Source organism: Cupriavidus metallidurans CH34, from assembly GCF_000196015.1.
Classification (GTDB): Bacteria; Pseudomonadota; Gammaproteobacteria; order Burkholderiales; family Burkholderiaceae; genus Cupriavidus; species Cupriavidus metallidurans.
The window spans coordinates 143,831-162,730 of sequence record NC_007972.2 but is presented as its reverse complement, the minus strand read 5'-3'; the positions used below and the strand labels follow the sequence as shown (position 1 = coordinate 162,730).

The 18,900-nt window shown below is 62.2% G+C and carries 18 protein-coding genes; 13 read left to right on the top strand and 5 right to left on the bottom strand.

The features are described 5' to 3' along the window. Genes RMET_RS31650 through RMET_RS31630 form a run of 5 tightly spaced genes read right to left on the bottom strand, consistent with a single transcriptional unit; the run spans position 1 to position 4,973 of the window. Positions 1 to 759, bottom strand: a complete 759-nt coding sequence (locus tag RMET_RS31650; protein ID WP_008649459.1) for a TrbJ/VirB5 family protein — start codon at positions 757 to 759, stop codon at positions 1 to 3. A gap of 16 nt (positions 760 to 775) precedes the next feature. Further along, positions 776 to 3,232 carry a VirB4 family type IV secretion system protein gene (locus RMET_RS31645; protein WP_008649457.1) on the bottom strand — a complete coding sequence of 819 codons (2,457 nt, stop codon included), beginning with the start codon at positions 3,230 to 3,232 and terminating at the stop codon, positions 776 to 778. Further along, complete coding sequence (locus tag RMET_RS31640; RefSeq protein WP_008649455.1) at positions 3,226 to 3,555, bottom strand: conjugal transfer protein; 330 nt, start codon at positions 3,553 to 3,555, stop codon at positions 3,226 to 3,228. Before RMET_RS31640 ends, RMET_RS31645 begins: the two co-directional genes overlap by 7 nt. Position 3,556: 1 nt before the next feature. Continuing rightward, positions 3,557 to 3,904, bottom strand: a complete 348-nt coding sequence (locus RMET_RS31635; RefSeq protein WP_008649454.1) for a TrbC/VirB2 family protein — start codon at positions 3,902 to 3,904, stop codon at positions 3,557 to 3,559. Between the two features lie 19 nt (positions 3,905 to 3,923). Further along, complete coding sequence (locus tag RMET_RS31630; protein WP_011239902.1) at positions 3,924 to 4,973, bottom strand: CpaF family protein; 1,050 nt, start codon at positions 4,971 to 4,973, stop codon at positions 3,924 to 3,926. Between the two features lie 398 nt (positions 4,974 to 5,371). On the opposite strand from RMET_RS31630, the gene RMET_RS31625 reads away from it, so the two are divergent. The 13 genes from RMET_RS31625 (at position 5,372) to RMET_RS31565 (ending at position 18,887) form a co-directional block, all read left to right on the top strand. Beyond that, positions 5,372 to 6,079, top strand: coding sequence for a VirB8/TrbF family protein (locus RMET_RS31625; RefSeq protein WP_008649452.1), 708 nt, complete (start codon positions 5,372 to 5,374; stop codon positions 6,077 to 6,079). Between the two features lie 17 nt (positions 6,080 to 6,096). Then, a complete protein-coding gene (locus RMET_RS31620) occupies positions 6,097 to 7,008 on the top strand; it encodes a TrbG/VirB9 family P-type conjugative transfer protein (RefSeq protein ID WP_008649451.1) in 912 nt (303 codons plus the stop codon). Beyond that, positions 7,008 to 8,252: a TraB/TrbI/VirB10 family type IV secretion system protein gene (locus tag RMET_RS31615; RefSeq protein ID WP_008649450.1), complete on the top strand. Its 1,245-nt coding sequence runs from the start codon at positions 7,008 to 7,010 to the stop codon at positions 8,250 to 8,252. The genes RMET_RS31620 and RMET_RS31615 overlap by 1 nt, the downstream gene beginning before the upstream one ends. Beyond that, the gene (locus tag RMET_RS31610) at positions 8,245 to 9,042 is read left to right on the top strand and encodes a transglycosylase SLT domain-containing protein (protein WP_008649449.1); all 798 of its coding nucleotides are present in this window, start codon (positions 8,245 to 8,247) and stop codon (positions 9,040 to 9,042) included. The genes RMET_RS31615 and RMET_RS31610 overlap by 8 nt, the downstream gene beginning before the upstream one ends. Then, positions 9,039 to 10,265 carry a TrbG/VirB9 family P-type conjugative transfer protein gene (locus RMET_RS31605; protein WP_011239903.1) on the top strand — a complete coding sequence of 409 codons (1,227 nt, stop codon included), beginning with the start codon at positions 9,039 to 9,041 and terminating at the stop codon, positions 10,263 to 10,265. Before RMET_RS31610 ends, RMET_RS31605 begins: the two co-directional genes overlap by 4 nt. Continuing rightward, complete coding sequence (locus RMET_RS31600) at positions 10,262 to 10,684, top strand: lytic transglycosylase domain-containing protein (RefSeq protein WP_011239904.1); 423 nt, start codon at positions 10,262 to 10,264, stop codon at positions 10,682 to 10,684. The genes RMET_RS31605 and RMET_RS31600 overlap by 4 nt, the downstream gene beginning before the upstream one ends. Positions 10,685 to 10,712: 28 nt before the next feature. Then, positions 10,713 to 11,300: a toxin co-regulated pilus biosynthesis Q family protein gene (locus RMET_RS31595; protein ID WP_011514910.1), complete on the top strand. Its 588-nt coding sequence runs from the start codon at positions 10,713 to 10,715 to the stop codon at positions 11,298 to 11,300. Between the two features lie 11 nt (positions 11,301 to 11,311). Beyond that, entirely contained in the window at positions 11,312 to 13,114 is a 1,803-nt protein-coding gene (locus RMET_RS31590; protein ID WP_011239906.1) for a hypothetical protein, read from the top strand. A gap of 67 nt (positions 13,115 to 13,181) precedes the next feature. Beyond that, on the top strand, positions 13,182 to 14,546 hold the full coding sequence (locus tag RMET_RS31585) for a hypothetical protein (RefSeq protein WP_011239907.1): 1,365 nt from the start codon (positions 13,182 to 13,184) through the stop codon (positions 14,544 to 14,546). Next, positions 14,543 to 15,178, top strand: coding sequence for a hypothetical protein (locus tag RMET_RS31580; protein WP_011239908.1), 636 nt, complete (start codon positions 14,543 to 14,545; stop codon positions 15,176 to 15,178). Before RMET_RS31585 ends, RMET_RS31580 begins: the two co-directional genes overlap by 4 nt. Positions 15,179 to 15,188: 10 nt before the next feature. Further along, positions 15,189 to 17,006 (top strand): ATPase, T2SS/T4P/T4SS family, encoded by a 1,818-nt coding sequence (locus tag RMET_RS31575; RefSeq protein WP_011239909.1) that lies wholly within the window; start codon positions 15,189 to 15,191, stop codon positions 17,004 to 17,006. Between the two features lie 158 nt (positions 17,007 to 17,164). Next, positions 17,165 to 18,238: a type II secretion system F family protein gene (locus RMET_RS31570; protein WP_232310531.1), complete on the top strand. Its 1,074-nt coding sequence runs from the start codon at positions 17,165 to 17,167 to the stop codon at positions 18,236 to 18,238. 16 nt (positions 18,239 to 18,254) lie between these two features. Further along, positions 18,255 to 18,887, top strand: a complete 633-nt coding sequence (locus RMET_RS31565; protein WP_011239911.1) for a type 4 pilus major pilin — start codon at positions 18,255 to 18,257, stop codon at positions 18,885 to 18,887. Positions 18,888 to 18,900 lie beyond the last annotated feature (13 nt).

Genomic DNA, 18,900 nt, shown 5'->3' with positions numbered 1-18,900 from the left:
TCAGTTGGACTGCAGCTTGCGGGAGAAGACGCGGGCCCGGAGGTTCTTGAGCTCTTCATCTTGAGCGGCTGCCAGTGATCGCATCGCTTCTGCGCTCTGGGTCTCCTTGGCAACGGTCTGTTGGTCCCGATCGGCGTCGGCCTGGGCACGCACACTCATGAGCTGTAGCAAATCGGAGTTCTGGCTCGCCAATACGTCGAGCATCTGGTTCGTGGTTTGCGCGGCAGCTTGCGCGGTTGCCGAAAGCTTGATTTGCGACTGGATCTTCTGGCGGCGCTTGGCGACCGATTGTGTGTTCTTGAAGATCTGCTCGCCCAGGCTGAAGAGCGCCTTGGCAGTTTTGTCGCCGTTGGTCAGGAGGGAGCGCTGATCTTCGAACCACTGTTCCTTCGTCTTGCCGGACGAGACGACCATGCTCTGAATCTTCTTCAGATAGTCGGCGTTGTCGGAGACGGTGCCATAGAGGTCCTTGAGCGTGGTGCCGTACACCTCGTACTTTCCGATCTCGTCTTTGATGCTGTTGAACTGCTCGGTGATGGCCTCTGCATCCAGACCTGTAGCTTGCAGCAACTGATTCGCCATCATCTGGTACTGGTAGACGATGTTGGTGTTCTCGTACACCTCGGACTTGATGGACTGCAACGCCGAGATCGTGGTTTGCACCAGACCCACCCAGTCGGTGACGGGTAGGGCGGCGTGAGCGGGGGCGGCGCCGAGCACGGACGCGGCGACGGCAAGGTTGGCGATCCACTTCTTCACTCTTATATCTCCCTGTTTAGGCTGCGCGCGCGAGCATTTCGCGCACGTAGCGGTCTTGCCAGTCGGGCTCGCCCGACGCGTAATGGGTGTCGCAGATGGATTGCGCCACACCGTCCGAGCGCAGCATCGCCACCATCTCGTCGTTGAAAGCGGTCTGGAGCATGCGGGTCTGGACGTTGGTGATCCAGAGGTAGTCACGGTTCGGTACCGCATCGGAGATCATCTGGATCTGGTCTTTGGTCAGGCCAAACATGTCTCCGTAAAGGTCCGTGCTCGTCTTTGCCTGGCTGTTCGGCAGATAGATCCAGTTGGCGATGTTTTCCTTGAGGATTTCAAAATTCGCCACACGCGCGATTTGCCGCAGGGACTGCGTCGCCGCCCAGATGGCTCCGTTGAGCTTCCGGATGGTGGTGATCCAGTCTTCGAAACGCTTATAGAAGCGCTCGTTCTGAAAGAAGAAGCCGCATTCCTCCACTTCGATGACGGTGTAGCGGATGCCGTCCATCGACTGGCTAATCCGGTAGAACGCATAGTCGGTGAAGAGAGCTGCCGCCCGAGGAAACTTCTGGAACAGTTCGCCGCACTCGATGCAGAGGTTGTCGCTCACTGCGAACGCATCCTCGACGTGATCAAAGAAGTGGCCGTACTGCCCGCCCACCAGCCAGATCTGAAGCCGCTCGCGCAGATCGGCATGGAGCATCGTGGAGAGGGCACTGAGGGTCCACCGCTCGCGGGGATAGCTCGCGAGCAGCTTCACTGCCTCGAACATGTCCTGACTCTGTTGCGGAGAAAGGGAGAAATCGTCGTCTTCGAGGGCCAGCGTTAGCCATTCGGTGACGTAGGTAAAGCTGCCCGGGTCGGCGAGCAGAGACAGCGGATTGACCGGTGTGCTCGCCTGGAACTTGCCGGTTACGTCGATGAATGCCCCCCCGCTCAGCAGCGTGGGGATACGCGTGGAGCGGTCTTTGTCGAAACGGATGCGACGCGCCTTGTGCCGATCCGCCTGCGACACTAGGAAGTTGAGGAAAACTGACTTCCCCGCGCCGATGGGCCCGATTACAAACAGGTGTCCATTGCCGCCTGGTTGATGCATATCGACGCGCTGGCCAGTCCGATGACGGGTGGGCAGGCAGGTGAGTGGCGGCACTTCCGTGCCTGTCTTCTCCGACAGCCAGTCGTTGCGCGTCGGACCCTCGAGCACCGACCGTACAGGAGCAATGTCGGAAACCGCGGGTGTCTCGACAAACTGCAAGCGTCGCTGGCGGTCCCAGCGGCCGGGCAGCGTGCTGTTCCACGCCGCCATCAGATTGGTCTTCTCCCGAATCGCGCCAAAGCCAGCGTTCGTCAGTGTTCCTACCACCTCGCTGACGGCATCCTCGCATTCCGCCTCGGTGTCGGCGTAGACGACTATGGAGATGTTGGCGAATCCGTGCTGTACGCCTTCAGCGGTCAGTCGCTTTAGTGCCTTGCCCGCTTCCTTGGCGAGTTCCTCCCGCCCCTCGTCATTCTCGTTCTCCTCCTTCGACATATATTGCTGGACCATCGAACGGAGGTTGACCGCCGCCATCTTGTAGAAGCGGCGCACCTTCTCGATATAGGCCGTTGCCCGGGCGGTGTCCAGAAAGCGGTACATGATGCAGATATCCAGCTCGGCGTCGACTTGCAGCAGAGTGTCGAGCGCCGCTTCCTGGAAGCTCATCCATTCCTTGACGGCAACGATAGCGGCATAGCGTTTGCCATGTGCGGATTCGAACAGAAGGCGCTCGGAGCCAACCGTAATTTCCGACTCACTCAGATGGGTGTCGAGCATCGTTACCGGGAAACGGATGCGACGCTTCGGCACACTGGGGTTGGCGACCTGGTGGAGCGCGGCGTAGCTGTCCTGCATCGCAAGGCGCGTTGGCTTGATGCGCGGAATCCCACCGGTAAATGCGTCCAGCATGGCTTCGAAGCGCCGCGTGTCGGAGCGGATTTTCTCCATGTCGAAGGCGAACGCGCTGCGGGCAAGGACCGTATCCTTGGTCGCTTCGAGCAGGGCGGCGAAAATCGGCTTACCGCCCACGGTCATGTGATGCCCAATCTTCTCGAAGAACTTGGCCACGCCCGTCTCGGGGGTATAGGCGATGCTCAGCGAATGCGCATTGCGGTAATACCTGCCCGTGGTCATGTGGGCGCGGTTGAGCGCGTCGAGACGTGCATCCGTTCCGTTGCTGAACTCGCCGTCGACGTATCCCTTGGTACGTCGGTGCGTCAGGCGCCACCAAGCTGTGATGCGGTTGTCAAAGGAGCGGCACGCTTGGTCGAGCTGGTCTCGCGCGGAGGTGATGTCGCTCGCGTCCGCGCTATCGGCATCCACACCACGGAATTCGTAGTTAGCGAGCAGTGATCCGTCCTTGTTCAGGATGAGCTCGGGAGTAATCGAGGTGAGCCACGGCGCGATTTCCGCCAGCGGCCGTCGTTTCAGCTTCAGCATGGCAGGTCGCTGTCAAAGCCATAGGGGCGGCGGAACACCGCGTGAGACTTGCCGTGCCATGGCAGCGACTCGTACAGGTCTCCGTACTGGTTGTAGACGTTCAGGATCTGGTTCCACCACGGATCACGACTCGTCAGCCACGCCAGCAGTGCGTGGCTGCACAGGCCATAGACGAAAACTGCCAGCGGGATTTGCCAGCCGCTCCGATATGTGACGTAGATCAGGAGCGCGACAATCGTCCCATTGGCGATAGCCAGACTTCGTACTGCGCCAGCGATCAGGCGCGGCATGGACAGGCCGATGCTTACGTGGTGCTTGCGCATGTCAGAAACCGACACAGGAGGCGATCAGGCCTAGCGACTTCAGGATGGAAGGGGCAGCGGCCGCTAGACCCACGCCGACGCAGGCGCCGGAGATAAATTTGGAGAGGGACGACTCCGCGTTCGCGTACGCGTAGGCGCCCAGGACGATCACGATCAGGCCCACCACGAAGAGATACTTCGTGTTGATGAACGTCGCGATGCCACAGATGAAGTTGCCGAGGTTATTCAGGAATGCGTCGTCAGCGGCAACCGCCGACGTGGCGACAGCCATCATGCCGACCATCAGCAGGGCCGAGGGCGCGTACTTGCGTGCGGTGGCGCGCACGCGGTGGTTGAAGGTTAGGGTCATTTCGGAAAGACTCCGTTGGTTAAAAAACGCGGTTGATGTCGTAATCGCCGTTGCTGAAACCCTTGATCTCAATGATTTCCGAGACGTGACGCATTTCACCGGTGCGCTTCATGTGCACCACGTAGTGAATGCAATCGGCAATGAGCTTTCTCATGTCGTCGAGCTTCCATCCCGAGCCGGGGGGAATCCCAAGAAGCGCCATGCTCTCCAGGCGAGATAGGGCCGAGCGAGCGCTGCTGGCGTGAAGGGACGCCATGCCGCCGTCGTGGCCGGTGTTGAACGCCTGCAACATGTCGAACGCCTCGCCAAAGCGAACTTCGCCAACGAAGATGCGATCGGGTCGGAAACGCAAGGCGAGCGCGACGAGGTGTTGCGTAGTGACGCCCTTGTCCTTGTTCGAGAGCAGACGCACCAGATTCGGTACCGTCAGCTTGAGTTCCATCGTGTCCTCGATGGTGAGGACTCGGTCGGTGGCCGGGACGCGGCCGGCGAGCGCGTTAAGGAAAGTGGTCTTGCCCGACGACGTGCCGCCCGCAACGATGACGTTCTTGCGCCTTACGATCAACTGCTCGAGCGCACGCATCAACGCCTCGTCTTCCTCGTTGCCCAGGAAGATCGGCTCCTCAGCCTTCGTGGTCGCGTTGCGCAATGAAAACGCGCCCGCCTTGGCGTAGTCCTCCAGCGTCAGGTTCGTTTCGCGGTGGCGACGAATGCTCAGTGCGTGGCCGTCGATCGCGGTCGGCTGCATGACCGCCGCGATCCGCAGACCTTTGTGGCCGGCATTGATGATGCCCTGGGAGGTTCCGCGCACAGCGGACTTTTCAACGGAAGAGGCGAGGGAGCGAACGGCGCCTTCCACCTTAATTGGGTCCAAGACGATATCGAGCTTGGTCAGTACCCCACGTCGCTCCACCCAGATACTGTCGTGGCGGTTGATCATGACTTCCGCGACGTCCGACGCATGGATGACATCGTGCAGTGGCGCCAGCGACTCGAAGAACATCGAGACTGCGCTGTCGGCGAGCTGCGTGAGCTGCAAAAGAGGGTGGTTGTTCGCTGGGGATTCCATGCCCGCTATTGTTGGCGGGCAAATGGGCAAATGAGGCGGCGAAAGATGGCCGATTTTCAGTAGCTTTCGACAAATTCGCTTTGTTCCCACATCGGGACCGATTTCGCTTCAGCCCGACCGGAGGAACATGTTCCTTTCAAAAACGACGAATCGCACGGTCAAAACCTGAGTATTCGCGTTTCTAAGTCCGTATGCGGGGTCGAACCGAGGCATGCCAGGCATGTCGTCCGTACATCCAGACTCTGAGGAGATTTCCTTGATTGCGGGGGGCGGCATGGGGATATGACAGTCGCTCTAATGCAAATAAATGGAAAGCTCCGCGAAATGGCATAGCTTTCGGGATAAGCGGAAGGCGAATCACTGATTCAATTAGCGGCATCCCATTGGACCGCCGCAGCATGCCATTCTTTCGAAAATCCGCCGACAAAGCCAAGCCCCTGACCGTGGCGCCAGGTATGTATGGCAATGAGCGTCCGGAGCAAGCGATATTCGATATCACCACACGCATCAGCGTGGATCGCAACCATTGGAAGTTGGCAACGTTCGGGCTCGGCGTGATTGCGGTGGCTGCGATCCTGACCCGCGAGCCTCCGCCGTCTGTTGTGAAGGTGGTGGGCGTATCGTCGGACGTGACTGGCAAGCCCATCACGCGCGAACTCGACGCATTTCGTCCCGATGAGCGCCAGGTGCAGGCGGCTCTCAAGGATCTGGTGCAACGCTGGTTCACGGTCGAGCCGATCCTGACGCCGCAGATTGAATCGTCGCGTATGGCATCAAACCTGCGTTCGGTTCGTGAGCAGATGCTGGGTGCCGCCAAGGACCAGTTCAACGCTTGGGTGCAAGAGGACGAGCCGTTCCGACAGGTCATGTCGTCGCCCACGCTGACGCGAGAGCCGAAGTTCATCAACATCGCGAGCCTGCCCGATAGCACGGTCGTCGTCGAGTTTGTCACGACAACTACCGAAGACGGCTACAAGCCTCGCAAGCAGCGCTACACCATCACCTTCCGGTATCAGACCAAGCCTGCAGACAAGGAGGCTGTCCTCGGTACCAACCCGTTTGGGGTGTACCCCATCTTTTTTAGCATTCAGAAATCGGCGGCTTAATCGTCGCGCATACGCCCATGGAAGCTCGCACCCCCTCCCGGTTCATCCCTCTGGCCATTGCGCTGTGCATGGCCATGCTGCTTTCCGCTCCGGACAGTCATGCGGCCGACAAAAATGCGCGTCGCACCGGCGCCGGCATGGCCGGACTGGGAATCGGCGACCTCAGCGACGCTATGAATCCGGCCAATCCGTTCAATGGCGGCGTTGATCCGATCGCATTGCCGGGTGACTCTCGGCTTGTGGTCTTCACCTACAGCCGAGATCAGATCTTCCGCGTGCTCAGCGCACCGCTGAAGATCACAACCATCGAATTTCCAGACGACGAACAGATCGTTGGCGATCCCGCCTGGGGCGAAAACGTGCGATGGGACTACGACACGGACGGTGCCAATCATCTTTACGTGAAGCCGCAGGCGGCGGGGCTGGTCAACACGCTGTCGGTCAATACGAACAAGCGGAGCTATGAGTTCACGCTCGTATCGTCTCCGCTCGGCGGCATTTTTTACCAAAAGGTCCGGTTCAAGGTTCCGACGTCGATCTCCGCCAAGGTGAAGGCGCGCAACGACGCGCGTGGTGAAGCGCCGGACGAAGCCAAGGGTGCAGAAGCCGAAGGATCGCGCAATCCGGATGCGGTTGGCGTTTCTCCCGATCAACTGAATTTCGAGTATGCGATTTCGGGGAGCGCCAGTTTCAAGCCGGAAACTGCCTTTGACGATGGCAAGGCGCTCTGGTTGCGCCTGCCCAACGCAGCGCTGCAGAACTGGCCGGTCGCTTTCATCAAGGACGGCAGCGATTTCGTGGTGGTCAATGCCATCCGCCGTGGCGGGTACCTCGTGGTGCAGCGACTGGCTGATACCGTCGTGCTGCGCTCGGGCGACGATGAAGTGAAGATCGAGCGCGGCCGCCGCCGCATCCTGGGGCTGTTCTGATGCGTGGCAAACAAAATGCGGACAACGTCACCGACGTGACGGACGCGCAGGAACGGACCGTCAAGGGGAAGCTCCCGCGCAATGTCGTCCTCGCACTGGGTGGTGCGGCGGCACTGATGGTTGGCGCCCTGGGCTATTACTTCCAGACCGTCTCGGACGAGCAGATCGACGCCAAGGCTCAGCAAGCGCGAGCCGATGAAATCAAGCAACGTGCCGGCAGCGCGGATACCGGGCAGAGCCTGGATGCGGTCATTCGTGCGCAGGCGGACAAGGCGCGTGAGGAATCCGAGAAACAGCGCAAACTGGCCATTGCGACGGATACCAAGGCGCCCGTCATGACCGCCGGCGATCTCACTAGCGCGGCGAAAGCCACAGGCGCTGCGCCGGATGCGAAGAAGAATGCGGAAGATGACCTCTTCACGTCCTCAGTATTCAAGAGCGGGACACGCAAGTCCCAGGTCGCACAGGTAAAGCAGCCGTCAGGCATGCCGGACGTGACGGATCCCGCGCAGATGCGTGCAATCCAGCAGGCTGTCGCGGCAAAGGCGGCCGCCGCGAATGCTGCGGGGGCGACCCCGGAGGGCGTTGCGCCGCAGGCATCCTCGTCGGATCGCCAGTTCCTGCGCGACGCGGGAAGTCTGAACACGCTGCGAACCGGGTTCGACGGCAAGCTGCCGCGCTGCACGCTGAGCCGCGGCTTCGTGATTCCCGCCAACTTCGCCGGCGGCCTCAACTCGGACAAGCCGGGTGAGTTTCGTGCAACGGTATCGCAGGACGTCTACGACACCGTCAAGGGTACGTGCAAAATTATTCCGGCCGGCACCACGTTGGTTGGGATGTATAGCGCAGACATTGCTGTGGGCCAGGAACGCATCCTGACCGCTTTCGTGCGCATGCAACTGCCAAATGGGAAAACCGTTCCCCTGATGGGCATGCAGGGTGCGGACCCGGACGGCACGGCTGGCAATACAGGCGACGTCAACAACCACTTCCTCAAGATCTTCGGCGGTGCGCTCGTGATCGGCGCCCTGTCGCTGCGTTTCAACGACAACCCGACAACTACCACGGTAGGACCCTCGGGTCTGGTGGCGTACGGCAATGCGGCCGGACAGGTAGCGACCCAGACGGCGCAGACGATTCTGAACCGCAACCAGAACATCCGCCCGACCATCACCACCGAGCCGGGGCAGAAGATGATGGTGCAGGTCAAGCACGATATCGTCCTGGAGCCGTATCGTGACTAAGCGGCTTGCGACGCTCCTGATTGCCGTTGCCGCATCGCTTGGCGCACAGGCTGCAACGATCGAGGCCGTCATCAGCCCCAACGCTATCGTCGTCAAGGCAGACGGGCAGGCACGCGTCCATATGCTGGATGGCAAGCCGGTCCTGTACTGCGGCCTTGACGCGTTCCTTGGCTGGTCCGCGCGGCTTCTCGGCGCGCAGATCGAGCCGGGTGCCGACGACGGACCTGTCGTGACGTTGGCTGGCAAGGCGACGCCCATTGCCCGACTGTTCACGCGAGAAGGCTGGCTGCGACCGGCCGTGCTAAACGATGCGGCGCAAGAAGCCCTGGCCGAGCGACGCGGCGGCTGGGCGTGCGCGCCGAAGACCGAGCCGTTTGCCCAGATGGGCGTTCGCGTCGATCCCAAGATCACAGCCGGCATCGCCATGAACGAGTCGTCGTATCGCGGCCGTCCGTGGCCCTGGACGCTTAACGTGTCGGGTCGCGGCATGTTCTTCGCCACGCGCGAGGAAGCGTACGCGGCCGTCAATCGTCTGCTCGCGAATGACCGTTGCGACTTCGATGTGGGCTTGATGCAGGTGAATTGGTGCTACCACGGCAAGCGTTTTGCGTCGCCGTGGGAGGCGCTTGCCCCAGCGACCAACATCCGCGTTGCCGAAGACATTCTGGCAGAGAACCTTCAGCGCAGCGGTTCGGCCATGAAGGCTGTCGCCTGGTACCACAGCGCCAATCCCGAGCGCGGTGGGCCGTACTTTTCCCGCTTCATGAAACACGTCGCCCAATTCCAATGATCAGGCCGCTCCTCTTCTCCGCTGTTGCGCTGGTCGCGGCGTGCGCTCACGCGGCCGACACTGATCCGCTCGACTTCGACTACCAGGTCGTCGCTCGCGCTGCGGATCGCCCCGCCATGGTCTTCAACGACGGCCTTTCCACCTACATTCAACCCCGGCATGGGCAGCTTGTCCAGGCGGACGGCGCCATTCAGAACGGACCTTATTGGGTCATCGATGGCGTGCCCGATGTGCTGCGCTACACCGTGAACGGGCAGCCGGTGGTGGCTCGATGGAAGAGGGCAAACGGCTTTACCTCGGAGCCGGCCAACCCTAGCGGGGATATGCCGCGGAGTCTTGCTTCCGTCTCCGGTCGTTTGGCCTTGATCGGTAACTATGCGGACCTTCCATTAGTACGGGTCGGCCGCTCGTCACTGCCGCTTGCACAGATGGTGAAGTCCATCGCGCCCGCCGGATGGAGTGGCACGGCCCAGAAAGATATCCCGCTTACCGACGACGTTTCGTTGGACGCAAAGGCGGGCGAGAACTGGGTGCAGGCGCTGGCGCGCGTGCTCGAACAGCGCAATCTCTATGCGGAGGTGGACTTCGTTCGCCGGAATATCTCGCTGCGTGCCACGCCGCCCAAAGCGTTCTCTGTAGAGCCGGGCCACGCTGCGCAGACGGCCGGCATGCTGCGTGTTGCCGCGCCAGTGGCCGACGCGGCGCCTACCGCCACACCCCTGCCGGAGGGGCCGACTCTGGCTTCGGCCTTCAATGCGCTGGCCATTCGCGATGCCAAAAATGGCCGCATCGAGGTGCGCTTCGAATCCGAACCGAAGGACCTGGAACTGCGCGATGGCTCGGGCGACAAGCTCCGCACACGATGGGATGACACCGAAAAGGTTCTGTCCTTCCCGACGGTCGACAACTTTACCGCCAGCGGTGGCGGCAAGCGCGTGGAGGTCGCGCGCGTGCCAGGCATCAACTTCCTGTTTCCGCGGGACAACAGCGCTGGCCTTGAGCGCGTTTTCGAGAAAGATGGCGCCACCTACCTGAGCTTTGCCAAATCGATGGCCAGCATCTCCGTCTTCGGAGACAACCATCAGGGAGGCGGGGAGCAAAAGGACCGGTATTACAAGTTCAACGGCGTATCCGACCACCTGACCGTCATCGCCGACGGGAACATCGTGCGTGTGGACCGCCTACCGGAGGTTCGCTTTTACGAGCGAGCGGCGGCGCAATGATCGCGTTGCGAATCGGGCTCCTGATCGCCGGGACCGCGTTTGCGAGCTTGGTCCGCGCCGACTGTCTGGACGATGCGGCCGCGTTCCATCGCGTGAGTCCCATCCTTGCCCGCGGCATCGCGCAGGTCGAGTCCGGCATGCGGTCGTGGGTGACCAACCGCAACAGCAACGGCAGCGAGGACATCGGCCTCATGCAGATCAATTCTGCCCATCTGCCTCGCCTGGCGAAGTTCGGAATCACTCGGCAGAGCCTCTTCGATCCATGCACCAACGCTTACGTCGGCACATGGATCCTCGCCGATTGCCTCAGCCGATACGGCGAGACGTGGACTGCGGTCGGTTGCTACAACGCCGGCTCGCCGGATAAGCGGCTGCGGTACGCCAATCGCGTCTACCAGAAGCTGCAATCGACCAAGTAACCCATTCGAATTGAAACGGAATACAGCCATGCACCAGTCTCGATCGTTGTCCCGGATGTGCCGGGTTCTCCTTGCTGGCGCCGCGGTCCTTGCGGCGTATGCGCATGCCGCAGTCCCTGCGTCCACCCCGTTCGGCGCCGACCCCTCGGGCAACTTCGAACCGAGCAAGCCCTTGGCCGGTGGCGGCTGGCAGCTGCTGTCCGATCGCAAGGCGCCGAAGGTCGATGCGACGACGGTCGCCGCGCTGGCGCCGACCCCTGCGGGCGCCGCGCCGGTGGCGTCTCCGGTCGCGGCACCGCCAGCAGCCCCAGTGCCCGTGGCGGCACCGGTCATGGCCAACGGCCAGCGCGATTGGTCGGTGTCGCCCGGCGACGGCAATTACCGCCTCCTCATCGAGAAGTGGGCCCGCGATGCCGGTTGGACCATGGCGCCTTGGGAGCCGGACCAGGACGTGCAGATCGAAGGCGCGGACGCTTTCACCGGCGACTTTAAGACGGCGGTCCGCCGCGTGCTATCGGCGACGGAAATGACCGACTACAGCCTGAAGCCGTGCTTCTACTCCAACAACCTCGTCCGCGTGGTGAAGCTCACCACGAAGTGCGACCCGACCAAGTGAGAGAGCTGCAGATGAAGCTGAAACACATTATCCGACCGGCAACTGGCGCCGCCCTGGTCTGTACCACGCTATCGGGTTGTGTCTCCCCGACGCTGCTCAAGGACGTTCGGCAAACGACCGACGCGACCACGATGCAGATCACGCAGACGACGGAGGACCTGTATGCACGCATTCGACGCGATCGCGCCGCGGTGGAGGCAGAGCAGGAGGTGAACCGCCCCTTCCTCGCCGGCAAGCGTGTGCCAGTGGCGCGTAACGTGACGCTGCCCGTCGCACTGCGCAAGGATGTGGACACTCTGGTCGTGTTCCCAGAGCGCTCGATGTCGCTGGCCGTTGCCGCGCAGCGCGTGCAGATGGCGACCGGTATCCCGGTCAAGATCGAATCGGATGTGTACCTACCGCCGAATCTGCTGTTGCCGCTTACTTTTGCCGCGCAGGCTCAGCAGCAACTGCGCACGGCGCAGCAAGTACAGGGCAGCGCGGTGAATCCACTGTCGCAGGGCCTGGGCCCCGCACCGGCGCTCAACTCGCCGCTGCCTTCCGCGTTGACAGCCGGCGGCGGCGTTGGCGCGACGCAGGCCACGGCGCTACTTGAGACGCCACTGAACGTCGAGTTCAAGAACAGCGAAAAGATGCCGCTGGCGAACATGCTCGACCTGATTGCGACACGGCTGGGCATCAACTGGGAATACAACGCCGAAAAAGGACTGGTCCGGTTCTATCGCCTGGTGACCAAGACCTGGCAATTGCCGATGGCCGGCGGCACCAACTCGTTCACGACCGAGTTCAAGCAGTCGGCCGAGGGTGGTTCGTCGGGCGGCGGTTCGGGAGGCTCGGGGCAGTCCGCTCAGATCGATGCTGCGGCCAAGGCGGAGATCAAGGAACAGAACGACCTCGAAGGCGTCAAGAAGAGCATCTTGCCCGCCATGACGATGGTCGGCAGCGCCGAGCTGAACCCCGCCACCGGCGTGCTCACGCTGCGCGATACCAAGGAAGCAGTCGATGCGGCCGACGAGATCATCCGCAAGCAGATCGCGATCTACTCGCGCATGGTGACCCTGAAGTTCCAGATGATCGACCTGACGGTCTCGGACGCGGGTGAAGCCGGCGTGGACTGGAACGTCGTGCTCACGAAGGCGCTGCAGAACCTGCCGGGCTTCACGGTCAACGCGCTGTCACCGGCCACCCTGGTTTCGTCGACTGCCGGTGGGGTGGGCCTGGGTATCACCTCGGGCGGATTCAACGGCACGCAAGCCATCGTGAATGCCCTGAAGCAGTACGGAACGGTGACCTCGGGCGTCACGATTCCCGTTTCCATGCGCAACCGTCACGGCTTCCAGTACAACAATCGCCGGACGTTTTCGTATGCATCCGGCTCGACGCCGGCGACGACGACGGCGGGCGGTACGGGTGGGATCCCGGGGATCATCACATCGACGGCGACGGTCGGTTTCAAGCTGGCGGCCTATGCCGACGCGACCTCGCGCGACGACGTGAACCTGACGATCGCGCTGGACCAATCCAAACAGGACGGGCCGCTCGAGAAATTCACTTCGGGTAGCGGCAACAACCAACAGTCAGTTCAGACCATCAACATCGTCGGCAAGGGCATTCCGAAGCAGGACATCATCGTCCGCAATGGACAGACGGTGCTCATGGCCGCACTGGACCAGGACGACACTGCGAACACTCGTCGAACGCTGGGCGAGTCGTTGCCAATGCTTCTCGGTGGTTCGCAGACCGTCTCGAAGACGCGCACGTTCACGCTGCTGCTTGCCACAGTCATGGTGCAAGACCACGGGGAGGGCAAGTAATCATGCGTGCTATCCGAACGCCATCTTCTGATGCGTGGGCCGAGCGCGTGGCGCCGGGAGTTGCCCGATGATCCTCGAGATCCACGGCAAGGCGATTGCCTTCGGCATGCAATGGCGTACCCTGACCGGGAACGCGCCCGCGCCTGACCTCGCCGCGAAAGTCGCCAAGGAAGTGAAGGCTGCGCGGATCTGGCACGACGGCGCGGCGCTGCACATGGGCTATCTCGCCCAGGAAGACGCGCAGACCAAGGTCAAGGACAAGCTCTATTCGGCGGCTGTCGCGGTGGCCCGCATTCCCGGGCTGATGCCTAATGTGTTCTTCGCGTACAGGCTGGAACATGCGGGCCAGCATGTCGGCTATCTGGTCTGCGGCATCCTCAAGGGCCGACCACGTGTCGGATTCGACCGCGTCGTTCAGGACGAGCAGACCCTCTCCGAGCTTGCCGTCGAGTTCGCACGGGTCGCAGGGGGCACCTTCCGGCTGGCCGGCAATCTTCCCGAACTGGCGCAGTTGCTCGGCAACGTGCCGGCGCTGACGTTTTCGGAGCTGACGCTTGAGCAGCTCGCCGACGCCGCCGACCAGCACGCAGCCTTGCGAAAGCCGAGCTCGGCCGCCGCGAAGAAGCGTTTGCTTGCGCTGGTCGCCCTGATCGTTGTCGGGGCCGTGGGCTACAAGTACGGCATGGCGCAGTACCGAGCCTATGAGGCGCGCAAGCATCCGCCGCCGCCGCAGAAGAGCCCGGCGGAACGCTATGCCGAAGACATCCTGGCCCGCAGCCGCGCGCCGTCGGCGGTCGCTGCGGTGGCGGTGCCGCGCTTCGCAAAGTGGTTCGTCGACGTCGATCCGCTGTTTGTCGGCGGATGGAAGCTCACGAAGATCAACTGTGGTGCGGTCGCGGCGCCGCAAGCGTCGTGCTCGCTTACCTATGGACTCGGCGGCGCGAAGGACGCGCCACGAGGTGTGACGAACGCTACCTTCCTCGCCGCGCTGCCGGACGCCTTCAGCGCGCCCGCCTTCTCCAAGGAGGACAAGGAAGTCACCGTGCAGGCGATGGTGCCGTTCGGCCCGGACGCACCGCTGGGCAAGCTGCTCCAGACGCTGCCGACGTCGATGGCGTTGCGCACGGACTTCGGGTCGACCCTCCAATTGCTGCGTCCGGCTGCATCCAAAGCGGTGCTGCAGGACATCGGATTGTTCGGCTCGATCCCGGGAGAGGGCCTCGCTTCAATCCCGTATGTCTACAAGAGCGCCAGGTGGGAAATGGAGGGGCCGCTGCGCAACGCGGCGGAGATTGGCACTTTCCCGCCGTACGTCTCGGTCAACGAGATCGTCCTGACGATCAACCTGGATGCGGACTCCGATATTCAGAAATCGAAGTTTGAACTCAATGTGAAGGGCGATGCGTACGCCCGCGATGGAGGAAAACAATGAAACGCATTGCCATGATTCTTCTCGCAGTTGCCGCCTCGCTGGCCCATGCGGAAGGCGACAAGACTGTGACGCGGGTGCTTCTGGAGAAAGACGCGCAGATCGCCGTGCAAAAGGCCGATCAGGAGCTGGCCAAGACGAACCCGGCGCCGGTCGTCACCACGACGGCACCCACTGCCGAGCAGCGTGAGGCCCGCGGCGTGCCCAAGACCGTGGCGATCTTCGGCGTGGATGGAAGCAAGGCTGGCCTCCCGGTCACGCTGCGCAGCTATGTGAAGTGGGGCAGTCAGGTCTATCCGGCGAAAGTTGGCGGGACCGTGCGCGGCTACAAGGTGGTGTCGATCTCCGAATCAGGCACAAAGCTCGCCAAGGGAAAGCAGACGCTCACCGCGGAGCGTGCCGACGACGATGCCATGCCGTTCGAGGAGCCTCCCGTGCAGCGCGCGTCGGTAGCGAATGGCGGTGGTCCGCTGCCCGCTCACGCCACCGGGACGCCCACCGCGATGCCGTCTCAGCCCCCGGTGATGCCTGCACCGTTCCCCGCCGCGCCTGGCAATGGTGTGTCCCCGATCATGCCACCGGTGCCGCCGGTGCCTGCACTGCCGGCCGCGCCTGCGGCAGTGGCGCAGGGCTAAGGAGTCCATCGTGCGACTCTTTGAACGCTCCAAAAAGGGGCTGGTGCCCGAGGCCGCCGGCGGAATCATGGTCATATCCGGCGCGGGTGCGGCTCGCGCGGGCACGGCGCAGGTCGCCGCGGCGCCCGTGCACGCCGAACCCTCCCTTTCACTGCCCGAGATGAGCGACGTCGGTTGTACGGAGGTGCGAACGACCGATGATCTGCCACCGTTCTCGCGGGTGCTGTACGACGATCTCTCGTTGGCGCAATCACTGCGGCACCAGATTTGCCCGGTGCTGATCGAGGCGGCGGCCGATGGCCAGCGCGGCAAGTTCGCGTTCATCCTGTTGGCCGATATGCGGTACTCGGACTATACGGACGAGATCCTGCGTCAGGCGAAGTTGCGCTGGGACGCCGCCGACCCGCTGTTTTACACGGCCACTCCGCAGGTCATGACTGCGCTGTCGCGCGGCGTCGAAGGCAGTACACGTCAGGAAGGCATCCAGACCACGGGGCTGCGCAATGCGAGCGGCCTGTGGCAGACCTTCCTCGCTGCAGCGCAGTTCGCCAAGCGCGAGCAGGCATCCGACATCCACTTCGAGGTGAAGGACAACAGCGAGCTGTCGCAGATCCGTTTCGCCATCGATGGCCATCTGGTTCTGCCGCCCGAGTTTCGCCTGCGCACGACCGACCTGCTGGACATGCTGTCTCACGTCTTCCAGAAAGGTAAGGGCGGCTCCCACGGGGTGTTCAGCCGCGTGCAGCCGCAGCAGACGAGCATCCGGACGGTGGTTGACGGCGTGCCGATGGTGTTCCGGTGGGCCTCGATGCAGAGCGCGGACGGTCACGTGACCGTCATGCGTATGAATCCCGAGAACGCGACGACGACTCAGGTCGATTTTGTCAAAGACTTGCACTTCTTCCAGCAGCAGGCGGATGTCATCGACCGCTGCACGATGCAGATGGGCGGCGGGGTGGTGCTGGTCGGCACGGTGGGCTCCGGGAAGACGACCACCGCGCACGCCGTCATGCAGCGCCTGCCGTCCTGGATGAACAAGATGTCGATCGAAGACCCGGTCGAATTGATGGCTCATGGCACGCACCATTTCTCGGTGGCACGCCAACTGGATGGCTCAAACCGGGAAGAAGATCCGTTCATCGTTGCCAAGCGTCAGCTCAAGCGGATGAATCCCCATTTCGTGATGGTTGGCGAGGTGCGGGATTTTGAGTCTGCAGGGCTGTTCCGCGACGTTGCCGGCGCGGGCCTGCGTGCGATGACCACGCTGCACGCGCCCTCGGCCACGGCGGCCACCGACCGCCTGGCTGACAGTGAACTGCAGATTCCGCGCAGCGTGTTGGCCACTCCCGGCTTTGTGAACCTCTACGTGTACCAGGCGCTGCTCGCCAAGACGTGCGACTGCGGCCATCACGGCGAGGAAGCCAAGAACATTCTGGGTGCGGCGAAGCTCCAGCAGATCGAGCGCCTGTTCCAGTTCGACATCGAGGGTATCCGCGTACGGCGCGAAGCCGGATGCGACAAATGCCGGCGAGCGAACCTGCCTGATCTGAATGGCATTCGTGGCCGCGTCATGGCCGCCGAGATGTTCGAGCCGGACGAGCTGGACCTCATGTACATCCGCGATGCGCGCGCGATCGAATTGCAGGCCCATCAACGCGAAAAGCGCGTGACCGGTTTCGACGTACCGGACAGTACCGGCAAGTCGGTATTCGAAGTGGCCATGTATCACGTGTTCGCCGGCACGGTGGATCCGCGCCAGGCCGAGCGGATTCTGTCTCTGGATGCGTATGAAGCGAAGTTGAAGCGACTGACGGGAGCTCGACAATGATGCAACGATTGAAAGACGCACTTGCCGCGATCAAGCGCAAGAAGTACGCCGCGGCCGCCGAGAGCATCGGTGGTGCGACGGGGCGCTTTCCGGACAAGCTGTGGTTCGCAAAGCTGGAGTTCTCGCCCAAGCGCGCGGACTATTACTACGACCTCGCCATGCGCATCGAGAAGATGCCGGGTGAGCCGATCTCGAACCATTTTGCAAAGGATGCAGCCCGTCGCGCCGGCGAGCCGCTGGGTCTGCTGGCAGCGCTATGGCTGGCGCGCTACGAAGGTCTCGACGGGCAGACGCAGGAATCGCGGCTGGCCGAAATTTTTCGGGGCACAGTTCCTGACGAAGACCTCGCTATCCTGGCGGTGGCCGAGCAGGGCGGCGATGTCAAAGACGGGTTGTTCCGATTGGCGGAAAACCTCCGCGCGATGAGCGAGGCCAAGTCCAACATCTTGCTGCTGCTGGCGAGCATGGGCATCACGCTCATCATTCTGCACGTCTACCTTGGCGTCATGGCCTTTATTGTGGCGCCGATGCTGGACCGCAGCTTCGCAAACCTCCTCCCCGTCGACGGCTACGGGCCGATTGCCCGCGCATTCCATCTGGGTACCACCTTCCTGCGCGAGTGGGGCTGGCTCGTCCTCCTGGGTGAGGTGGGGCTCGTATGGTGGGTGCTTCGTGCGCTTCGCAACTACACGGGACCGTACCGCGCATGGCTGGACAAGAACGTCATCATCTTCGACTTCTTCCGGCGCTTTCAGGGCGCACAGTTCCTCGCGGCCATGTCTGCGGTGACGCAGCGCTTCGGCGGCGATATGAACAACCTGACCAACGCGCTGGAGATGATGCGCGCCAACGCGTACCCCTATCTCGCCCAGCACATCCGGCGTATCGAGGCGACGCTTGAAGAGTCGCCCAATGCCGGCGGAAAGATGTTCGACACGGGGCTCTTTGACCGTGACACCACCTATCGGATCCAGGACATCGCGGAATATGAGGACGACCTTTCCAAGATGCTGAACACGGTATCGGTGACGGTGTTGAAGACCGCGCCGCGCGAACTCGAACAGCGAGCGTCGAAGTTCAACCGGCGTTCCTCCGTTCTGCTGATCGTCCTGATTACAGCCCTCGCATTCATGCCGGCGTTTATGGCGCGTGAGCTGAAGAAGAGCATGCAGGTGCACGGCATCAAGACGCATCAGAAGAGCATCAACCCCTCCACCCTCCCATCCAATTGACGAACAAGGCTGAACTATGGACAACAACCTCCAAACCAACGCGGCGGCTCGCGAAACGACGGCGGGCGAGAATCCGGTACCGCTCAACCGCCTGAGCCGTGCCGAGCAATGGAAGCGAATTCGGAGCAATCCGCGGCTTCGTGGCCAGCACGGTGGCATTCTGGACGAATACGGCTTCTACCTGCTGCTCGTCGCCTTCTCTCTCGTTGCCATCCTGGTGCTCTTCTCAGGCAACTCGACAGACTCGCAGGTCCAGCAGTTCACGACCGAGCTGAACAAAGTGATGGGCAAGGTCAAGACCAACTATCGCGGCCGGTACGCCACGGTCACGGTTGCGTCGGTGGTCGACAACGGCACGTTCAAAGACCTGACGACGATGACGGTCGATAGCGGAACGGTCACCGTGCAGCCTGGCGGCGGCACGCTAACGATCGTGCCGGGCAAGCTGCTGACCGCAAACGATTCTGTGCAGTACACCATCCCGAATCAGCCCGATGCTGCCTGCACGCAGATCGCTTCGGCCTTTCAGAGCAGCGCCGGCAAGATCGTGGTCAATGGCACCACCATCAAAGACGTCGGGGGCAATGTGAACATGACGCAGGTCAAGTGCTCTAGCGACAGCAACACGATCGACCTATTCATGTCCTGATCGCGGCCTGACG